Raw genomic sequence first — 17,247 nt, 5'->3', positions numbered from 1 at the left:
TATTGTAACCAACTCTGCGGCGTTTAAGACCAGAGCAAGCTTGTGGTTTTCTCACACCAGCAGCACTTCTACCCCTTGTTGACGCAGTTGCTCAACGATCGCCGAATCGGCGGCGCGGCCGGTGATCACCATGGCGATTTGCTCGGTACGGCTGAACAGCATGCCGGCGCGTTGGCCGACTTTGCTGCTGTCAACCAGCACCACCAGTTTACCGACGTAGTTGAGCATCTTCTGTTCCGCCATCGCGGTCAGCATATCGGTTTTATACAGGCCGTCAGCGGTGAGGCCGATACCGCTGGTGAACATCCAGTGCCCGGCGTACAGGGTGGCGTCGCCGTCCTGGGGCGCCAGAGTAATCGACTGGGTTTTGTTGTACTGGCCTCCCATGATCACCACGCTGTCATGTTCCTGCTCAATCAGGTAATTGGCCAGCGGCAGATAATTGGTGATCACCTGAACCGGCTTGCCGCAAATTTCACGGCCCAACAGAAATGCGGTGGAGCCGCAATTGATCACCACGCTTTCACCCGGCTGACAGAGCTGTGCCGCGGCCGCCGCAATACGCATTTTTTCGTCCAGGTGCTGAGTTTGGTGGATATTGAGCGGCGTCCAGGCCGGGCGCGGAGTTTGTGTGGCTTCGGCGCCGTTGCGCACTTTGCGCAATTTGCCGATTTCATTCAGTTTGTTGATGTCCCGGCGCGCGGTGGCCGGAGAGATGTCAAACGCCGCGATGACGTCCGCCACGGAGATTTGCCCCTTGCGCTGCAAGAGATCGAGAATGGCGTTGTGGCGTTGGGACTCTGTCATGCGGGCTCCGTCGGAGAGAGAAAACGTCGTTGCCTATGATTATATGCGCGCCGTTTGACGATTTGAATCATTCCCGTTCAAAAGCGCGCATCCGTATGCAACACCGGTTGATTACAAGAAAGACTTGAAGGGCAGATCGGGTTCGAGGGTGAAGCAATCATCGAAACCGCGCGGGTAGTGGTACTCCAGATTGTCTTTATCCTGCGGCCAGATGAACTTGCCGCCAACCTGCCAGATAAACGGTTTAAAACCGTATTTGAGCCGGTCTTTCTTCATTTCCCACAGCACGCGAATTTCCTGCGGATCCGCCTGGAAATTCGACCATATGTCATGGTGGAAGGGGATAACGACCTTGGCGTTCAGCGATTCCGCCATGCGCAAGATGTCGGCGCTGGTCATCTTGTCGGTAATGCCGCGCGGGTTCTCGCCGTAGGAACCGAGGGCGACATCGATCTGATGATCGTTGCCGTGCTTGGCGTAATAGTTGGAGTAGTGGGAATCGCCGCTGTGATAAAGGTTGCCGCCCGGCGTTTTGAACAGGTAGTTGACCGCCCGCAGGTCCATGCCGTCCGGTAGAACGCCCGCTGCTTTTTTGTTCCACCGGCAGTGTGATGAGCGCCGTGCGATCGAAGGCGTCCAGCGCATGAATTTCAATGTCTTTGATTTTTATCACGTCGCCAGGTTTGACGGTGATGCAGCGCTCAGGCGGCACACCCCAACCAATCCAGATATCCACGCAGCTTTGCGGCCCGATAAACGGAACGGTGGCGGCGCAATTTTGCAACACCGCCGCGGCGACGTTCACATCGATGTGATCGTTGTGGTCGTGCGTGGCCAAGACGGCGTCGAGCTGGGTAATCGCGAAGGGATCCAGTACGAATGGGGTCGTGCGCAGGTTAGGCTGTAGCTTGCGCACCCCCGCCATTCGCTGCATTTGGTGGCCGGTTTTCATCAGTGGGTTGCCGTGGCTTTGCTTGCCGGTACCGCACCAAAAGTCGACGCACAGATTGGCGCTTTCTTCGGATTTGAGCCAGATACCGGTACAGCCCAGCCACCACATGGCGAAGGTGCCGGGCGCAACTTTCTCCTGCTCTATCTCTTCGTTCAGCCAGGTGCCCCATTCGGGAAAGGTGTTCAATATCCAGGATTCGCGGGTGATGTCGTTGACTTTACTCATGGGTCGTTCCTCGTTGGCGGTGATAATGCAATCACAAATAATCATTTAAAGATTTTATGTGATTTGTTTTGATCGAATCTAGCACCGTTTTTTTCAACTGACAACGATCGAAATACACGTTAACACCGCCGGATTTACGTGCTGCGCCGTCCTTTTATCTCCTTTTTGTTTGATTAACTGCTATTAAATTCAATGAGTAATAAAATGTAAGCCGTCTAATTCATTGAATGTTAGTGGAATTGATTTTTAACTTGCGAGGTTGTTCACAAATAATCATTTATGATCTTTTTGTGATTTCTTGTGATTGGTATGGTGAAGGCGTTACCTGCATGCCAACCTTTTCGGGAGAGCCGTATGGAAACTCTTTACACCATCTTCACCGTCTTTTTTAACCAGGTGATGACCAATGCGCCGCTGCTGTTGGGGCTGGTTACGCTGCTGGGTTACACGTTGCTGCGCAAAAGCGCGGCGGTCATTATCAAAGGCACGATCAAAACCATTATCGGTTTCATGTTGCTGCAAGCCGGTTCCGGCATCCTGACCGGCACGTTCAAACCGGTGGTGGCGAAGCTGTCCGAGGTGTACGGCATCAACGGGGCGATTTCAGATACCTATGCCTCGATGATGGCCACCATCGATCGGATGGGGGAGGCCTATAGCTGGGTCGGCTACGCGGTCTTGCTGGCGCTGGCGCTGAACATACTCTACGTGTTGTTGAGGCGCATTACCGGCATCCGTACCATCATGCTTACCGGCCATATCATGTTTCAGCAGGTGGGGTTGATCGCGGTATTTTTCTACATTCTGGGCTACGGCATGTGGACAACGGTATTGTGCAGCGCGCTGTTGGCTTCACTGTATTGGGGCATCACGTCCAACATGATGTTCAAACCGACGCAGGCGGTGACGGAAAACAGCGGTTTCTCCATTGGGCACCAACAGCAGTTCGCTTCGTGGCTGGCGTATAAGGCAGCGCCGTATCTCGGTAAAAAAGAGGACAGCGTGGAAGATCTGAAGCTGCCCGGGTGGCTGAACATTTTCCATGACAACATCGTTTCCACCGCCATCGTGATGACGCTGTTCTTCGGCATCATTCTTTGCTCGTTCGGCTTGGATACCCTGCAGGCGATGGCCGGTAAAACCCACTGGAGCATCTATATCCTGCAAACCGGGCTGATGTTCGCGGTGGCGATTTTCATCATCGTGCAGGGCGTGCGCATGTTCGTCGCCGAATTGACCGAGGCCTTCAATGGGATTTCCCAACGCCTGATCCCCGGTGCGGTACTGGCCATCGACTGCGCCGCCATCTATAGCTTCGCGCCCAACGCCGTGGTGTGGGGCTTTATGTGGGGCACCATCGGCCAATTGATCGCCGTCGGCATCCTCCTGGCGTGCGGCGCTTCCATCATGATCATCCCCGGTTTCATTCCCATGTTCTTCTCTAACGCCACCATCGGCGTGTTCGCTAACCACTTTGGCGGCTGGCGCGCGGCGATGAAGATCTGCCTGGTGATGGGGATGATAGAGATCTTGGGCTGCGTGTGGGCCATCAAGCTGACCGGGCTGAGCGCCTGGATGGGAATGGCGGACTGGTCGATTCTGGCGCCGCCGCTGATGCAAGGGCTGAGCTTCGGCCTGTGGTTTATGGGCGTGGTGATCGCCATCGCGCTGCTGTACATGTTCTTCGCCGGGCGCACCCTGCGCGCGGAGGAAGATGCTGAAAAACAATCGGTTGAACCAGCGTCACGTTAATAGGAGTGCAGATTATGACGGTACGAATCCTGGCGGTGTGCGGTTGCGGACAAGGCAGTTCCATGATCATGAAAATGAAAGTCGACCAATTTTTAACGCAGCAAGGCGTGGATCATTCGGTCAACAGCTGTGCGGTGGGGGAATACAAATCCGAGTTGAGCGGGGCTGACATCATCATCGCTTCCACCCATGTCGCGGATGAGATCGTCGTCAGCGGCAACAAATACGTGGTCGGGGTGCGCAATATGCTCTCGGCGGCCGACTTCGGTCCGAAGCTGATGGAAGTCATCGGCGCGCATTTTCCGCAAGATTTGAAGCAGTGAGGAGCGAGTCATGAAGCTGAGCGATTCGTTGGCGCAGAACAACGCTATTCACCTGCAGGCGGAGGCTGCCGACTGGCGTCAGGCGGTGCGGCTGGGGGTCGATCTGCTGGTGGCCGCCGGCGTGGTGGAGCCTCGCTATTTCGACGCCATTCTGGCCGGCGTAGAACGGCACGGCCCTTACTTCGTGTTGGCGCCCGGCCTGGCGATGCCGCATGGTCGGCCGGAGGAAGGGGTGCTGAAAACCGGCTTCGCCTTGGTCACCTTGAAAACGCCGGTGTGCTTCGGCGATGAGGACAACGATCCGATAGATATCTTGATCACCATGGCGGCGGTGGACGCCAAAACGCATCAGGAGGTGGGCATCATGCAAGTGGTTAACCTGTTCGAAGATGAGGCGAACTTCGATCGCTTGCGGGCCTGTCGCCGGGCGAGCGAGGTACTGGCGTTAATCGACAAAACGTCCGCGGCGGCGGCGAATTGAAGGAGACATGCAATGAAAACGCATTTACCGATGCTGCAAGTGGCGCTGGATAACCTGTCCATGGCCGCGGCTTACAATACAACGCGCCTGATCGCGGCCGAAGTCGACATCATTGAGGTCGGCACTATTTTGTGCGTGGCGGAAGGCGTACGGGCCGTGCGCGATCTGAAAGCGCTGTATCCGGATCGCATCGTGTTGGCGGACGCGAAAATCGCCGATGCGGGGCAAATTTTGGCGCGGATGTGCTTCGAGGCGCACGCCGACTGGATCACGGTGATCTGCTGCGCTGACATCAATACGGCCAAGGGCGCGCTGCAGGTGGCGCATGAGTTCGGTGGCGACGTGCAGATCGAACTGACGGGATTTTGGACCTGGGAACAGGCGCAGGCGTGGCGTGAGGCGGGTATTGGTCAGGTGGTGTATCACCGCAGCCGTGACGCGCAGGCGGCGGGCGTCGCCTGGAGCGATGACGATATCCGCGCGGTTCATCGCCTGAGCGAGATGGGTTTCAAGGTGACGGTTACCGGCGGATTGTCATTGGCGGATTTGCCTCTGTTCCGGGGCATTCCCATCCATGTTTTTATCGCCGGGCGCAGCATTCGCGATGCCGCCGATCCGGTCGCGGCGGCGCGGGAATTTAAACGCGTCATCGCCCAACTGTGGGGCTGAGGAGCGGTTATGTTGCAAAAATCTGTACCGTTGGGCATCTACGAGAAGGCGTTGCCGCCGGGCGAGGACTGGCTGACGCGCTTGCAACTGGCGGGGGAGTTGGGATTCGATTTCGTTGAAATGTCGATCGATGAAAGCGACGGCCGTCTGGCGCGGTTGGATTGGAACAGCGAGCAGCGACTGGCGCTGATCGGCGCCGTTGCGGCCAGCGGTGTGCGCGTCCCTTCTTTGTGCCTTAGCGCCCATCGGCGTTTTCCGTTGGGCAGTGAAGACGACAGGACGCGCGAGCGGGGGCTGGAGATCATGCGCAAGGCCATCCGGCTGGCGCAGGATACCGGCATACGGGTGATCCAACTGGCCGGATATGACGTTTATTACCAACAGGCTACTGCGCAGACCCGCGCCCGGTTCCGCGCCGGCTTGGCGCAGGCGGTGGAGATGGCCAGCCGTGCGCAGGTCATGCTGGCGATGGAAATCATGGATTATGCGCTGATGAATTCGATCAGCAAGGCGCTGGGTTATGTCCACTACCTGAATAACCCATGGTTTCAGCTGTACCCGGACATCGGCAATTTGTCTGCCTGGGACAACGATGTGCAGATGGAGCTCGTAGCCGGACGCGGGCATATCGTAGCGGTGCACGTTAAGGATACGCGGCCGGGAGAGTTTAAGAACGTGCCGTTCGGCGAGGGCGTGGTCGATTTCACCCGCTGCTTCGAAACGCTGCTTGCGAGCGGCTATCGCGGCCCCTATCTGCTCGAAATGTGGAGCGAGAAGGCGCCCGACCCGCTGCAGGCGGTGCGGGAGGCGCGTGCCTGGGTGGTTGAACGCATGGCAGAGGCCGGGTTGGAAATAGGGAGCTAACATGCTGGAACAACTGAAATGGCAGGTCTACAAAGCCAATATGGCGCTGCCTGAGCACGGGCTGGTGACCTATACCTGGGGCAATGTCAGCGGCATCGATCGGGCCAGCGATCTGATGGTGATAAAACCCAGCGGCGTGCCTTATGAAACGATGCGGGCGGAAGATATGGTGGTGGTGAATGCGCGAGGGGAGGTTGTTGAGGGGCAACTGCGGCCTTCATCCGATACGCCGACGCATCTGGCGCTGTACCGGGCATTCCCACAACTCGGCGGCGTCGTGCATACGCACTCCACTCACGCCACCGCCTGGGCCCAGGCGGGTGAGGCGATACCGGCGTTTGGCACCACCCATGCCGACTATTTTTCCGGCGACATTCCTTGCACCCGCGCGCTGACGGCGGAAGAGGTGGCGGGGGAATATGAATTGAACACCGGGCAGGTGATTATCGAAACCCTGTGCGGGCGCGAGCCGTTGCACATTCCCGGCATTCTGGCGTATCAGCATGGCCCGTTTAGTTGGGGCTGCTCGCCGGATGAGGCGGTGCATAACGCGGTGGTGCTCGAGGAGGTGGCTAAGATGGCGTGGATCAGCCGGGGCATTAACCCCGGCCTGCGCCGGATCGATGAACACCTGTCGGCGAAACATTTCAGCCGCAAACATGGCGTCGGCGCTTATTACGGCCAGCGCTGACTATCAGGCGCCGTACCCCATCATCTTCAGCAGCTGCTGCGCTTGCTGCACCGCTTCCTGGCGATGGGCCACGCCCAGCTTCTGGTATAGATTGCGGATATGGGTCTTGATGGTGGTGGCCGCTACATCCAACTCACCGGCGATCTGGTCGTTGCTGTAACCGGAATAGATCAGCCCCAGCACCTGCCATTCGCGTTGGGTCAACGGACTGGTGCGGATCAGTTCCGGCACCTGCGGATGGGTCAGCAGCTTATCGACGAAGTTCTCGTCGAAATGCGCGAATTTGTGCCGATGATGCTGGTTGATGTCGCGCAGGATGCGCTGGGCGCGATGCTGTTCCAGCTCCGGCAGCGTGTTGAGCTGGATCAGCTGGCGCAGCTGCTGCGCCATCGCTTCGCCTTCGATGACGAAGTGGCTGATAAAGCCGGTGCGGTTGGCCAGCGACAGCGCTTCGATCAGCGCCTGCTGCGCTTCGCCCTTGCGCTCTTGCAGCCAGTAGAGCTGGTTGCTGAGCAGCAGATTGCGGTTGAGATCGCTCACCAGCCGCAGGCGGCGGGCATTTTCGTTCAGTTCATCCAGCACCACGCCGGCCTCTTCATACTGGCCGAGCAGGATCTGCACTCGCGCGATGTTGCGCCATTGGCCCTGCGTGAAGTGGTTGTCCGCCATGCCGGGCTTTTCGGTGTGGCGCAGCCACTGGGCGGCGGCGGCGGTATCGCCGGTCATCTGCCAGTGGATCACCCGCGACTTGTCGGTGTTGGTCAGCCAGTCGCGATGATAGTGGGCGCCGTGCAGCAGGGTTTCGCAGCGCTGCAGATGGGTATTGGCGTTGTCCAGATCGCCGCGCGCCAGCGAGCATTTGGCCAACATGGCGATGCACTGCAGCTGCTGCTGCGGTTGGTAGTTGGCCAGAATTTTCAGCCCGGCGCGCGCCGCGTCTTCCGCTTCGTCCAAGCGCGACCATGACCACAGGATCTGGGCGCGGATGCGCAGCAGAAATTCGTGCATCGGCAGCTGTTCCAGGTGCTGCTCGCGGATCAGTTCGAACGCCTTATCCTGGGTTTCGTAAGCGGCCTGCAGGAAGCCTTGGGCGATAAGGATTTCGCTCTGCTGCAGCAGCGCCCAGAGCGCGTAATGGTTGGCCTGATGACGACGCGCCATCTGCTCGGTCTGCTGCATCATCGGCAGCGCGCGCGCCAGTTCGCCCTTGCAGTGGTGCACTTCGCCGGTCACCGAGGTGGCGACGATGCGGCTGTAGTAGCTGGACAGCGGCAGGAACTTCAACGCTTCGGTCGCCAGCCGCTCGGCTTCTTCCGGTTTGCCGGCGTTGATCGCCACTTGGGCGCGCAAGGCGTCGAACTCGGCGTGCAGCGTTTGGTCTATCTCGATTTTCTGTTCGCGCATGGTGCGCTCGGCGCGCTCCAGCAGGGTGTTGACCTCGCTGTAGCGGTGCTGGCTCTGCGCCAGCCAGGCCTGCAGCAGCGCCAGCTTGGGGTTTTGGATCAGGCGCTCATACGGCAGCGCGTTGAGGCACTCCTCCAGCAAGGCCAGTTCGCTGTGGTGGAACAGCGACCAGGCGTGTTGCAGCAGGATATCGCGCAGCATGCTGACGTCGCTGGCCGCCAGCGCGTGGTGAATGGCCTCCGCCGGATACCCCAGCGCCAGCCAGCCTTCGGCGGCGGCGCGGTGCAACCCCGGCAGCTCCAGCGCCAGTTCCCACTGGCAACGCTGGCGCAGGAAAGAGGCGAACAGCGGGTGGAAGTTGAACCATTCGCCGGTGTCGTCCATGCGGTGGATAAACAGCCCCTGGCGCTCCAGCTCCTCCAGCCGCTGCTGGCCGTTGTCTTCGCCGGTCAGCCGCACGATCAGCGCATCGTTCATTGAGCGCAGCACCGAACAGCGCAGCAGGAAGGCGCGCGCATCGGCATCGACGTGATCCAGCACTTCGTCCACCAGATAGTCGGACAGATGGCTGGCGTTCAGCCCCGCCAGCCGCTTGGCCGACAGTTGGGCCGAGGAGGCGGATTGGCGGGCCGACAGCGCGATCAGCTGCAGCGCGGTGGCCCAGCCTTCGACTTCGTCGCACAGGCGGCTGCTGTCCTGCTGTTCCATCGGTGCCGCCAGGCGGCAATCGAAGAACTGTTTGGCTTCCTGATGGGTGAATGCCAGCTGCTGCGTGCCCATTTCCAGCAGCTGATCGCGCACCCGCAGGTTGGCGATGCCGAGCGGCGGCAGGGTGCGCGAGAGCAGGATCAGCGTCAGGTTTTCCGGCTGATGGCGCAGGAAAAAGCGCATGGCTTCGTGAATGGCGTCGTTGGTGATCAGGTGATAGTCGTCGATCACCAGGTACAGTGGCTGATGCCAGTCGGCCAGCTCGATAAACAGCTGGGCGAACAGCGCCGACAGGCTGGCGTACTGGTGCTTCTGGCTCAGCGCCTCGCTCTTGACGCAGCGGCCGCCGCTGGCCTGCTGCAGCGCCGCGATCAGGTAACTGGCGAAACGCTCCGGCTGGTTGTCGCTCTCATCCAGGGAATACCAGCCCAGATCGGCCTTGCCGGCCGCCCATTGGGCGATCAGCGTGGTTTTCCCGTATCCCGCCGGGCAATTGACCAGTGTCAGACGATAGTTGCCCGCGCTGGCCAGTTTGGCCAGCAGGCGATCGCGGATCACGGTATTTTGCAGCCGTACCGGGCGGCTCAGTTTTGATGGGATCAGCATAGTATTCCAGGATATAAATCGCGGTTCCCGCCGGGATTGGAGTGGCGCTAATTATTTTATGGTTCGTAATTAATAGCTCCCCCTAACTTCTGCCAACCCTAAACGTATTGCAACAAGCTTCCGCATCGGCTTGGAGTTAAGTTGCTATCGATCACACTTTTTTACGTTTGGTGTCGGAGTACGGCGATGCGGTTGCGGATCGCATTTCCGGCCATGGACAAAACTTCAGCAGCGCGAATACTTGTGCTAACGTCATGGTTAACGTTCTCAGTGCTCGCCGCACGCGTTGGCGGGCTTTTTTGCATCGTTGCAAGGGAGTCAAAAAGTGCCTGAGATCACAATTCCAGCTACGCCCCAATCCTCCTCCCCAGCTAATCCCCAGGCGGGATGATGCCGTCAGGCTTTCTCACCGGCACGATAGCGGCAATTTGACCCACTTACTGGATAGAGAGTTTTCCTTATGTCACAGCCTACGCTCAAGAAGGATGCTTTTCTGGCGGCGCTCGCCCGTCAGTGGCAACGGTTCGGCCTCAGTTCCGCGCAGCAAATGACGCAACATCAATGGTGGGAAGCCGTCAGTGCGGCGCTGGCCGAGCAACTGGCCGCACAGCCGGCGCCGCGCAAAAGCGCCAAACCGCTGCGTCACGTGAACTACATCTCGATGGAGTTTTTGATTGGCCGGTTGACGGCGAACAACCTGATCAACCTGGGCTGGTACGACACCGTCGAGCAGGCGCTGGCCGAGCAGAACGTCAAGCTGGCGGATCTGCTCGAGCAGGAAACCGATCCGGCGTTGGGCAACGGCGGGCTGGGGCGTTTGGCGGCCTGTTTCCTCGACTCGATGGCGACGGTGGAACAACCGGCCACCGGCTATGGGCTGAACTACCAGTACGGGCTGTTCCGCCAGTCGTTCCAGGGTGGGCAACAGCAAGAGGCGCCGGATAACTGGCAACGCGAGAGCTATCCGTGGTTTCGCCACAACGCCGCGTTGGCGGTGGACGTGGGCATCGGCGGCAAGCTGGAAAAGCAGGCCGACGGCCGCGAACTGTGGCGCCCGGCCTTCACCCTGCGCGGCGAAGCCTGGGATCTGCCGGTGCTGGGGTATCGCAACGGCGTGGCGCAGCCGCTGCGTCTGTGGCAGGCGACCCATCAGCATCCGTTCAACCTGGGCGATTTCAACGACGGCAAATTCCTGCAGGCTGAGAAGCAGGGCGTAGAAGCCGACAAGCTGACCAAGGTGCTTTACCCGAACGACAACCATCAGGCCGGCAAACGCCTGCGCCTGATGCAGCAGTATTTCCAGTGCGCCTGCTCGGTGGCGGACATTTTGCGCAAGCACCATCAGGCCGGCCGCAAGATTGAAGAACTGCCGAAGTATGAAGTGATCCAGCTGAACGACACCCACCCGACCATCGCCATTCCGGAAATGCTGCGCATTCTGCTGGACGAGCATCAGCTGGAGTGGGAGGCGGCCTGGGCGATCACCAGCAACACCTTCGCCTATACCAACCACACCCTGATGCCGGAAGCGCTGGAATGCTGGGATGAAAAATTGGTGCGCAGCCTGCTGCCGCGCCATTTCTCCATCATCAAACAGATCAACGCCAGGTTTAAAAAATTGGTGGATAAGCACTGGCCGGGCGACGAGGCGGTGTGGGCCAAGCTGGCGGTGCACCACGACAAGCAGGTGCGCATGGCCAACCTGTGCGTGGTCAGCGGCTTTGCGGTTAACGGCGTGGCGCAGCTGCATTCGGATCTGGTGGTGAAGGATCTGTTCCCGGAATATCACCAGCTGTGGCCGAACAAATTCCATAACGTCACCAACGGCATCACGCCGCGCCGCTGGCTGAAACAGTGCAATCCGGCGCTGTCGGGCCTGATCGACGAGACGCTGAAGGTGGAGTGGGCGAGCGATCTCGACGCGCTGCGCGGGCTGGAGAAATTCGCCGACGACGCGGCGTTCCGCCAGCGTTATCAGCAGATCAAACGCGACAACAAGGTGGCGCTGGCTCATTACGTGCACGGCGTGATGGGGCTGACGCTCGATCCGGACGCGATCTTCGACGTGCAGATCAAACGCTTGCACGAGTATAAACGCCAGCACCTGAATCTGCTGCACATCCTGTCGCTGTATCGCCAGCTGCGCGACAACCCGAATCTGGACATCGTGCCGCGCGTGTTCCTGTTCGGCGCCAAGGCGGCGCCGGGCTACTACCTGGCGAAGAACATCATCTACGCCATCAATCAGGCGGCCGAGAAGATCAATCACGATCCGCTGGTGAAAGATCGCCTGAAAGTGGCGTTTATTCCGGACTACCGCGTCTCGGTGGCCGAACTGATGATCCCGGCGGCGGATATCTCCGAGCAGATCTCCACCGCCGGTAAAGAGGCCTCCGGCACCGGCAACATGAAACTGGCGCTGAACGGCGCGCTGACGGTCGGCACGCTGGACGGCGCCAACGTCGAAATCGCCGAGCAGGTGGGCGAAGACAACATCTTTATCTTCGGCAATACCGTGGAGCAGGTGAAGGCGATAGTGGCGAAGGGCTACGATCCGCTCAGCTACCGCAAGAAGGACAAGCACCTGAAGGCGATTTTGGATGAACTGGCGAGCGGCGCGTTCAGCCACGGTGACAAGCACGCGTTCGACATGATGCTGCACAGCCTGCTGGAAGGCGGCGATCCCTATCTGGTGCTGGCGGACTTTGCCTCGTACTGCCAGGCGCAGCGCCGGGTCGATGAGCTGTATCGCGATCGGGACGAGTGGACGCGGCGGACTATCCTTAACACCGCGCGCGTCGGCATGTTCAGCTCGGATCGCTCGATCCGCGATTACCAGCAGCGCATCTGGCAAGCCAAACGTTAAGGAGAGCGAATGGATCGCAAGCGTATCGATCAGGCGGCAGCGCAGGCGGGGATCGCTGCCGATTTCATCAATGCTCACGGCAAACGGCAGGCGATTGAGCCGCAGACCAAGCGCAAGCTGCTGGCGGCCATGAAGTGGGCCGATGATGCGGTGCAGGATACCGCGCCGCCGCCGTTACCGGCGGTCAAGGTGTTCTATCAGGGCGCGCCGTTGGCGCTGACGCCGACGGGCGAAGGCGAATACCTGTGGGCGCTGCAGCGTGAAGACGGCGAATGCCTGCAGGGGCGCGTCGGCGCGCGCAAGACCCTGACGCTGCCCGGCGAGCTGCCGGCGGGTTACCACCAATTGACGTTGAGCCAGGGCGCACGGCAGTGGTCATGCCGAGTGATCGTCGCGCCGAGGCGCTGCTTCGAGCCGGACGCCTTGTTGACCGGCAAAAAGCTGTGGGGCGCCTGCGTTCAGCTGTACACGCTGCGCTCCGATCGCAACTGGGGCATCGGCGATTTCGGCGATCTGCGCCTGATGGTGGAAGAGGTGGGGGAACGCGGCGGCGCTTTCGTCGGCCTCAACCCGATCCATGCGCTGTACCCCGCCAACCCGGAGAGCGCCAGCCCATACAGCCCCTCGTCGCGCCGCTGGCTGAACCTGGCGTATATCGACGTCAACGCGGTGGAGGATTTCCAGCGCAGCGACGCGGCGCAGCGCTGGTGGCAGAAGCCGGCGACGCAGAAACAGCTCGCCAAAGCGCGCGCTGCGGAGTGGGTGGATTACACCACCGTGATGCAGCTGAAACTGGCGGCGCTGAAGCTGGCGTTTCCGGTATTTCAGGCGCGCAAGCCAAACGACGCGCAGCGTCAGGCGTTCGAGCAATTCGTGACGGACGGCGGCGACAGCCTGTACCGGCAGGCGGCCTTCGACGCGCTGCATGCCCATTTGGCGGCGGATGACATCAGCCAGTGGGGCTGGCCGGCCTGGCCCGAACGTTATCGGCAGGGGGATAGCGAAGCGGTGCGGCAGTTCTGCGCTGAACACCAGGAAACGGTTCGTTTTTACCTGTGGCTGCAGTGGCTGGCGGCCACCCAATTCGCGCAGTGTTTTGACCAGAGCAGGCAGCAGCAGATGCCGATCGGCCTGTATCGCGATCTGGCGGTCGGGGTGGCGGAAGGCGGGGCGGAAACCTGGTGTGACCGCGAGCTGTACTGCCTGAAAGCGTCGGTCGGGGCGCCGCCGGATATTCTGGGCCCGCTGGGGCAAAACTGGGGCCTGCCGCCGATGGATCCGCACGTGATGGCGGCGCGCGGGTATCAGCCGTTCATTGATCTTTTGCGCGCCAACATGACCAGCTGCGGCGCGCTGCGTATCGATCACGTCATGGCGCTGCTGCGGCTGTGGTGGATCCCGTATGGCGAAACCGCCGATCGCGGCGCCTACGTCAAATACCCGGTGGACGATCTGCTGGCGGTGCTGGCGCTGGAAAGCCAGCGCCATCGCTGCATGGTGATCGGCGAGGATCTCGGTACGGTGCCGGTGGAAATCGTCGGCAAGCTGCGCGACAGCGGCGTCTATTCCTACAAAGTGCTCTATTTCGAAAGCGACGGCGAACACCATTTCCGCGCGCCGCAGGCCTATCCGGTGCAGGCGATGGCGACCATCACCACCCACGATCTGCCGACGCTGCGCGGCTACTGGCAAAGCGACGATCTGACGCTCGGCAACCGGCTGGGTCTCTACCCGGACGCGGAAATCCTGCGGGCGCTGTTCGCCGATCGGGAACGCGCCAAGCAGGGGCTGCTGGATGGATTGCATCGTTATGGCTGCGTGCCGCAGAAGGTGGGCAAGAAGGCGGCGCTGCTCGGCATGAGCCCGCTGCTCAACCGCGGCCTGCAGCGTTATGTCGCCGATAGCGCCAGCGCCTTGCTTGGCCTGCAGCCGGAAGACTGGCTGGACATGGCCGATCCGGTCAACATCCCCGGCACCAGCGATCAGTACCCTAACTGGCGGCGCAAGCTGACCCGGACGTTGGAGGAGATGTTCGCCGACCCGCGGATAAACCGGCTGCTGAAGGATTTGGACAAGCGCCGACGCAAGGTGTCGGTGGGCTGAAAACGACAATGCCGGAACGGGTTCCCCCTTCCGGCATTGTGTTATCTACCGTGGCGCGAACGCCGGGTATCAATAGTAGGAGTGCTCGCCGCGCTGGTGCTCGGTCAAATCACGCACGCCCTTCAGCTCCGGGAACTTCTGCAGCAGCTCTTTCTCGATGCCTTCTTTCAGCGTGACGTCGACCATCGAACAGCCGTTGCAACCGCCGCCGAACTGCAGAATAGCCATGTTGTCGTCGGTGATCTCCATCAGCGTTACGCGTCCGCCGTGGCCCGCCAGCTGTGGGTTGATCTGCGACTGCAGCACGTATTCCACGCGTTCCATCAGCGGCGCGTCGTCATCGACCTTGCGCATCTTGGCGTTCGGCGCCTTCAGCGTCAGCTGAGAACCCAACTGGTCGGTCACGAAGTCGATTTCGGCGTCTTCCAGATACGGCGCGCTCAGTTCATCGACATAGGCGGACAGTTTGTCGAACTTCAGTTCGGTATCCGTCGCTTCTACCGCGTCCGGCGGGCAATAAGAGACACCGCATTCGGCCGTCGGCGTGCCCGGGTTGATCACGAATACGCGGATTTGGGTGCCTTCTTCTTGATTTGCCAGCAGTTTGGCAAAGTGTTCCTGTGCAGCATCTGTTATACGGATCATAGCATTAGCTCAATAGTTGACTTCTATAGTCGGTTATAATACGCCCATTGCCGTGGCACTACAACGTGCGGCAAACGCACCATATCTGCACCGAGGCGGCGCCTTGCCGCCGCAGCAGCGCCGCGATCGCCGCGACGGTGCTGCCGGTGGTCACCACGTCATCCACCAGGGCGATATGCCGGCCGGCGACCGGCACGGTACAGGCGAACGCGCGCTGCAGATTGCGTCTGCGGGCAGAGGCGCTCAGCCGCTGTTGCAGAGCGGTTTTGCGCACCCGGCGCAAGGCGGCGGGCCGGTAGGCGCAGCCCAGCCAGTGCGCCAGCGGCCGGGCCAGCAGATCGCTCTGGTTATAGCCACGGCGCCAGCAGCGTGTTGCATGCAAGGGTACCGCCAAAATCAGGTCAGGTCTGTTCAGATACTGCTCTCTGCGCGCCTGCTGCCAGCGCAACAGCATCAGGCGCGCCAGCGCCGGCGCCAGCTCGGGCGCGCGGTGGAACTTGAACCTTTTTACCAAGCCGCTGAGCGGCGTCACGTAGTCGCCGACGAACACCAGCCGTTGCCAGGGCGGTGGCCGTTGCAGGCAGCGGCCGCAGGGCGTGCGCGTCTCCCCGGCGGGCAGCCCGCAGCGCGGGCAACACGGCGGTCTGGCCGGCAGGTGACGCAGGCAGCAGCTGCAGAGGCCATGACGCATCAGGCTCAATGGCTGTCGGCATAGCCAACAGCGGCTGCGGATTGATAGCATAGTGTCTCCGAGACGGGTAAGCATGAAAGGACAATAACCAATGACAGCGCTGTACTGGCAAACAATAGGTGAAGGTGAACGCGATCTTGTGCTGCTGCACGGCTGGGGATTGAACGCCGAAGTGTGGAGTTGCATTCAGGCGCGGCTGACGCCGCATTTTCGCCTGCACCTGGTCGATCTGCCGGGGTACGGCCGTAGCCAGGGGTTCGGCGCCCTGTCGCTGGCGCAGATGACGGAAATCGTGCTGGCGGCCGCCCCGCCGCAGGCCTGGTGGCTCGGCTGGTCGCTCGGCGGGCTGGTGGCCAGCCAGGCGGCGCTGATGCAGCCGCAGCGGGTCAGCGGGCTTATCACCGTAGCCTCCTCGCCGTGCTTTGCCGCCCGCGATGAGTGGCCGGGGATCCGTCCGGACGTGCTGAGCGGTTTCCAGCACCAGCTAAGCCTGGATTTCCAGCGCACCGTCGAGCGTTTTCTGGCGCTGCAGACGCTGGGCACCGAGAGCGCGCGTCAGGATGCGCGCCAGCTGAAAGCGGTGGTGCTCAACCAACCGACGCCGAGCGTCGAAGTACTGAACGGCGGGTTGGAGATCCTGCGCACCGCCGATCTGCGCGCGCCGCTGGCGGAGTTGAATCTGCCGCTGCTGCGGATCTACGGCTATCTGGACGGGCTGGTGCCGCGCAAGGTCGCCGAGCTGCTCGACGCCGCCTGGCCGAACTCCACGTCGCAGATCGTGGCTAAAGCCGCCCATGCGCCGTTTATCTCTCATCCCGATGAATTTGTGACGATGATCGAAGCGTTTATTGCAGCACATTGAATGCAGCGTGAAAACGCACGATAGAGCGCGAAAAAAAACGCTGCCGGGTGGATAAAAGACAAAGCTGTTCAATACTTAGTGAGTCAATGCGTTGGCTGCAAAATGAAAAGACCGCGTGCGGCGATTTTCATTTTGGCGTTTCGTCTCTGGGAAACAGGCCCCGTCAGGGAAAGCAACGAGGCCTGAGGATGTCGCGGCAGCCTGCAGTACTACGCATGGATCCTGGACGGCTTTCATAACAGATAAATTATCCATTGAGAGGTTAGTGTCATGAAATCATTGAAGATGATTATTGCAGCGGCAGTGCTGGGTTCGGTGTCTTTCGGCTCCATGGCGGCAACCCTGCTGACCAAGGAAGATCTGGATAAGAATCCGGGTAAATACGAGAAGATCGGCACCGTGACCACCACGGCGGAAACCACGTCGCCGATGGATGCCAAGGAAGAGCTGTCCAAACTGGCGGACGAAAAGGGCGGTCAATACTACGTGATCCTGGCGGGCCGCGAACACGGTAAATTCAGCGCCATCGCCGAAGTTTACAAAGACAAGCAATAAGCCTTGAACGGCAAGGGGGCGCCCGCAGCGGCGCCCCTGAACG

At 60.4% G+C, this 17,247-nt stretch carries 14 protein-coding genes and 1 pseudogene; 10 read left to right on the top strand and 5 right to left on the bottom strand.

What is annotated here, in order from left to right:
* Positions 1-51: 51 nt before the first annotated feature.
* The gene (ulaR, locus tag SERRSCBI_RS22210; protein WP_033651753.1) at positions 52-807 is read right to left on the bottom strand and encodes an HTH-type transcriptional regulator UlaR; all 756 of its coding nucleotides are present in this window, start codon (positions 805-807) and stop codon (positions 52-54) included.
* A gap of 111 nt (positions 808-918) precedes the next feature.
* A pseudogene (gene ulaG, locus SERRSCBI_RS22205) lies at positions 919-1,984 on the bottom strand (L-ascorbate 6-phosphate lactonase).
* Between the two features lie 354 nt (positions 1,985-2,338).
* Between ulaG and ulaA the strand changes: the two are divergent.
* The 6 genes from ulaA to SERRSCBI_RS22175 are packed head-to-tail and all read left to right on the top strand — an operon-like array spanning position 2,339 to position 6,764.
* Positions 2,339-3,736 (top strand): PTS ascorbate transporter subunit IIC, encoded by a 1,398-nt coding sequence (ulaA, locus tag SERRSCBI_RS22200; RefSeq protein WP_033645302.1) that lies wholly within the window; start codon positions 2,339-2,341, stop codon positions 3,734-3,736.
* Between the two features lie 14 nt (positions 3,737-3,750).
* Complete coding sequence (gene ulaB / locus SERRSCBI_RS22195; protein ID WP_033645301.1) at positions 3,751-4,059, top strand: PTS ascorbate transporter subunit IIB; 309 nt, start codon at positions 3,751-3,753, stop codon at positions 4,057-4,059.
* 10 nt (positions 4,060-4,069) lie between these two features.
* A complete protein-coding gene (ulaC, locus tag SERRSCBI_RS22190) occupies positions 4,070-4,540 on the top strand; it encodes a PTS ascorbate transporter subunit IIA (RefSeq protein ID WP_033645300.1) in 471 nt (156 codons plus the stop codon).
* Between the two features lie 12 nt (positions 4,541-4,552).
* Positions 4,553-5,209, top strand: coding sequence for a 3-keto-L-gulonate-6-phosphate decarboxylase UlaD (locus SERRSCBI_RS22185; protein WP_033645299.1), 657 nt, complete (start codon positions 4,553-4,555; stop codon positions 5,207-5,209).
* A gap of 9 nt (positions 5,210-5,218) precedes the next feature.
* Positions 5,219-6,073 carry an L-ribulose-5-phosphate 3-epimerase gene (locus tag SERRSCBI_RS22180; RefSeq protein WP_033645298.1) on the top strand — a complete coding sequence of 285 codons (855 nt, stop codon included), beginning with the start codon at positions 5,219-5,221 and terminating at the stop codon, positions 6,071-6,073.
* A 4-nt stretch (positions 6,074-6,077) separates the two neighbouring features.
* Positions 6,078-6,764: an L-ribulose-5-phosphate 4-epimerase gene (locus tag SERRSCBI_RS22175; RefSeq protein ID WP_042785809.1), complete on the top strand. Its 687-nt coding sequence runs from the start codon at positions 6,078-6,080 to the stop codon at positions 6,762-6,764.
* Between the two features lie 3 nt (positions 6,765-6,767).
* Here SERRSCBI_RS22175 and malT read toward each other — a convergent pair whose 3' ends face one another.
* Complete coding sequence (gene malT / locus SERRSCBI_RS22170) at positions 6,768-9,482, bottom strand: HTH-type transcriptional regulator MalT (RefSeq protein WP_033651750.1); 2,715 nt, start codon at positions 9,480-9,482, stop codon at positions 6,768-6,770.
* A gap of 460 nt (positions 9,483-9,942) precedes the next feature.
* On the opposite strand from malT, the gene malP reads away from it, so the two are divergent.
* Positions 9,943-12,348: a maltodextrin phosphorylase gene (gene malP, locus SERRSCBI_RS22165; protein ID WP_042785512.1), complete on the top strand. Its 2,406-nt coding sequence runs from the start codon at positions 9,943-9,945 to the stop codon at positions 12,346-12,348.
* 9 nt (positions 12,349-12,357) lie between these two features.
* Entirely contained in the window at positions 12,358-14,451 is a 2,094-nt protein-coding gene (gene malQ / locus SERRSCBI_RS22160; protein WP_042785511.1) for a 4-alpha-glucanotransferase, read from the top strand.
* A 69-nt stretch (positions 14,452-14,520) separates the two neighbouring features.
* Here malQ and nfuA read toward each other — a convergent pair whose 3' ends face one another.
* Positions 14,521-15,096: a Fe-S biogenesis protein NfuA gene (nfuA, locus tag SERRSCBI_RS22155; RefSeq protein ID WP_004930777.1), complete on the bottom strand. Its 576-nt coding sequence runs from the start codon at positions 15,094-15,096 to the stop codon at positions 14,521-14,523.
* 58 nt (positions 15,097-15,154) lie between these two features.
* The gene (gene gntX / locus SERRSCBI_RS22150) at positions 15,155-15,838 is read right to left on the bottom strand and encodes a DNA utilization protein GntX (RefSeq protein WP_042785509.1); all 684 of its coding nucleotides are present in this window, start codon (positions 15,836-15,838) and stop codon (positions 15,155-15,157) included.
* Positions 15,839-15,878: 40 nt separating this feature from the next.
* Between gntX and bioH the strand changes: the two genes are divergently transcribed.
* Together bioH and SERRSCBI_RS22140 are read left to right on the top strand one after the other, a co-directional pair.
* Complete coding sequence (bioH, locus tag SERRSCBI_RS22145) at positions 15,879-16,649, top strand: pimeloyl-ACP methyl ester esterase BioH (protein ID WP_042785508.1); 771 nt, start codon at positions 15,879-15,881, stop codon at positions 16,647-16,649.
* A gap of 270 nt (positions 16,650-16,919) precedes the next feature.
* Positions 16,920-17,204, top strand: a complete 285-nt coding sequence (locus tag SERRSCBI_RS22140; protein WP_004930765.1) for a YdgH/BhsA/McbA-like domain containing protein — start codon at positions 16,920-16,922, stop codon at positions 17,202-17,204.
* Positions 17,205-17,247: the final 43 nt, after the last annotated feature.

It is taken from the genome of Serratia sp. SCBI (assembly GCF_000747565.1).
GTDB lineage: Bacteria > Pseudomonadota > Gammaproteobacteria > Enterobacterales > Enterobacteriaceae > Serratia > Serratia ureilytica.
Note: the sequence above shows the minus strand (reverse complement) of the source record. Positions and strands in the feature narration are given on the sequence as shown.

What these genes read in the sequence shown, in the direction of transcription:
- ulaR (WP_033651753.1), bottom strand. Translation starts at nt 807, where the DNA reads ATGACAGAGTCCCAACGCCACAACGCCATTCTCGATCTCTTGCAGCGC.
- ulaA (WP_033645302.1), top strand. Translation starts at nt 2,339, where the DNA reads ATGGAAACTCTTTACACCATCTTCACCGTCTTTTTTAACCAGGTGATG.
- ulaB (WP_033645301.1), top strand. Translation starts at nt 3,751, where the DNA reads ATGACGGTACGAATCCTGGCGGTGTGCGGTTGCGGACAAGGCAGTTCC.
- ulaC (WP_033645300.1), top strand. Translation starts at nt 4,070, where the DNA reads ATGAAGCTGAGCGATTCGTTGGCGCAGAACAACGCTATTCACCTGCAG.
- SERRSCBI_RS22185 (WP_033645299.1), top strand. Translation starts at nt 4,553, where the DNA reads ATGAAAACGCATTTACCGATGCTGCAAGTGGCGCTGGATAACCTGTCC.
- SERRSCBI_RS22180 (WP_033645298.1), top strand. Translation starts at nt 5,219, where the DNA reads ATGTTGCAAAAATCTGTACCGTTGGGCATCTACGAGAAGGCGTTGCCG.
- malT (WP_033651750.1), bottom strand. Translation starts at nt 9,482, where the DNA reads ATGCTGATCCCATCAAAACTGAGCCGCCCGGTACGGCTGCAAAATACC.
- malP (WP_042785512.1), top strand. Translation starts at nt 9,943, where the DNA reads ATGTCACAGCCTACGCTCAAGAAGGATGCTTTTCTGGCGGCGCTCGCC.
- malQ (WP_042785511.1), top strand. Translation starts at nt 12,358, where the DNA reads ATGGATCGCAAGCGTATCGATCAGGCGGCAGCGCAGGCGGGGATCGCT.
- nfuA (WP_004930777.1), bottom strand. Translation starts at nt 15,096, where the DNA reads ATGATCCGTATAACAGATGCTGCACAGGAACACTTTGCCAAACTGCTG.
- gntX (WP_042785509.1), bottom strand. Translation starts at nt 15,838, where the DNA reads ATGCTATCAATCCGCAGCCGCTGTTGGCTATGCCGACAGCCATTGAGC.
- bioH (WP_042785508.1), top strand. Translation starts at nt 15,879, where the DNA reads ATGACAGCGCTGTACTGGCAAACAATAGGTGAAGGTGAACGCGATCTT.
- SERRSCBI_RS22140 (WP_004930765.1), top strand. Translation starts at nt 16,920, where the DNA reads ATGAAATCATTGAAGATGATTATTGCAGCGGCAGTGCTGGGTTCGGTG.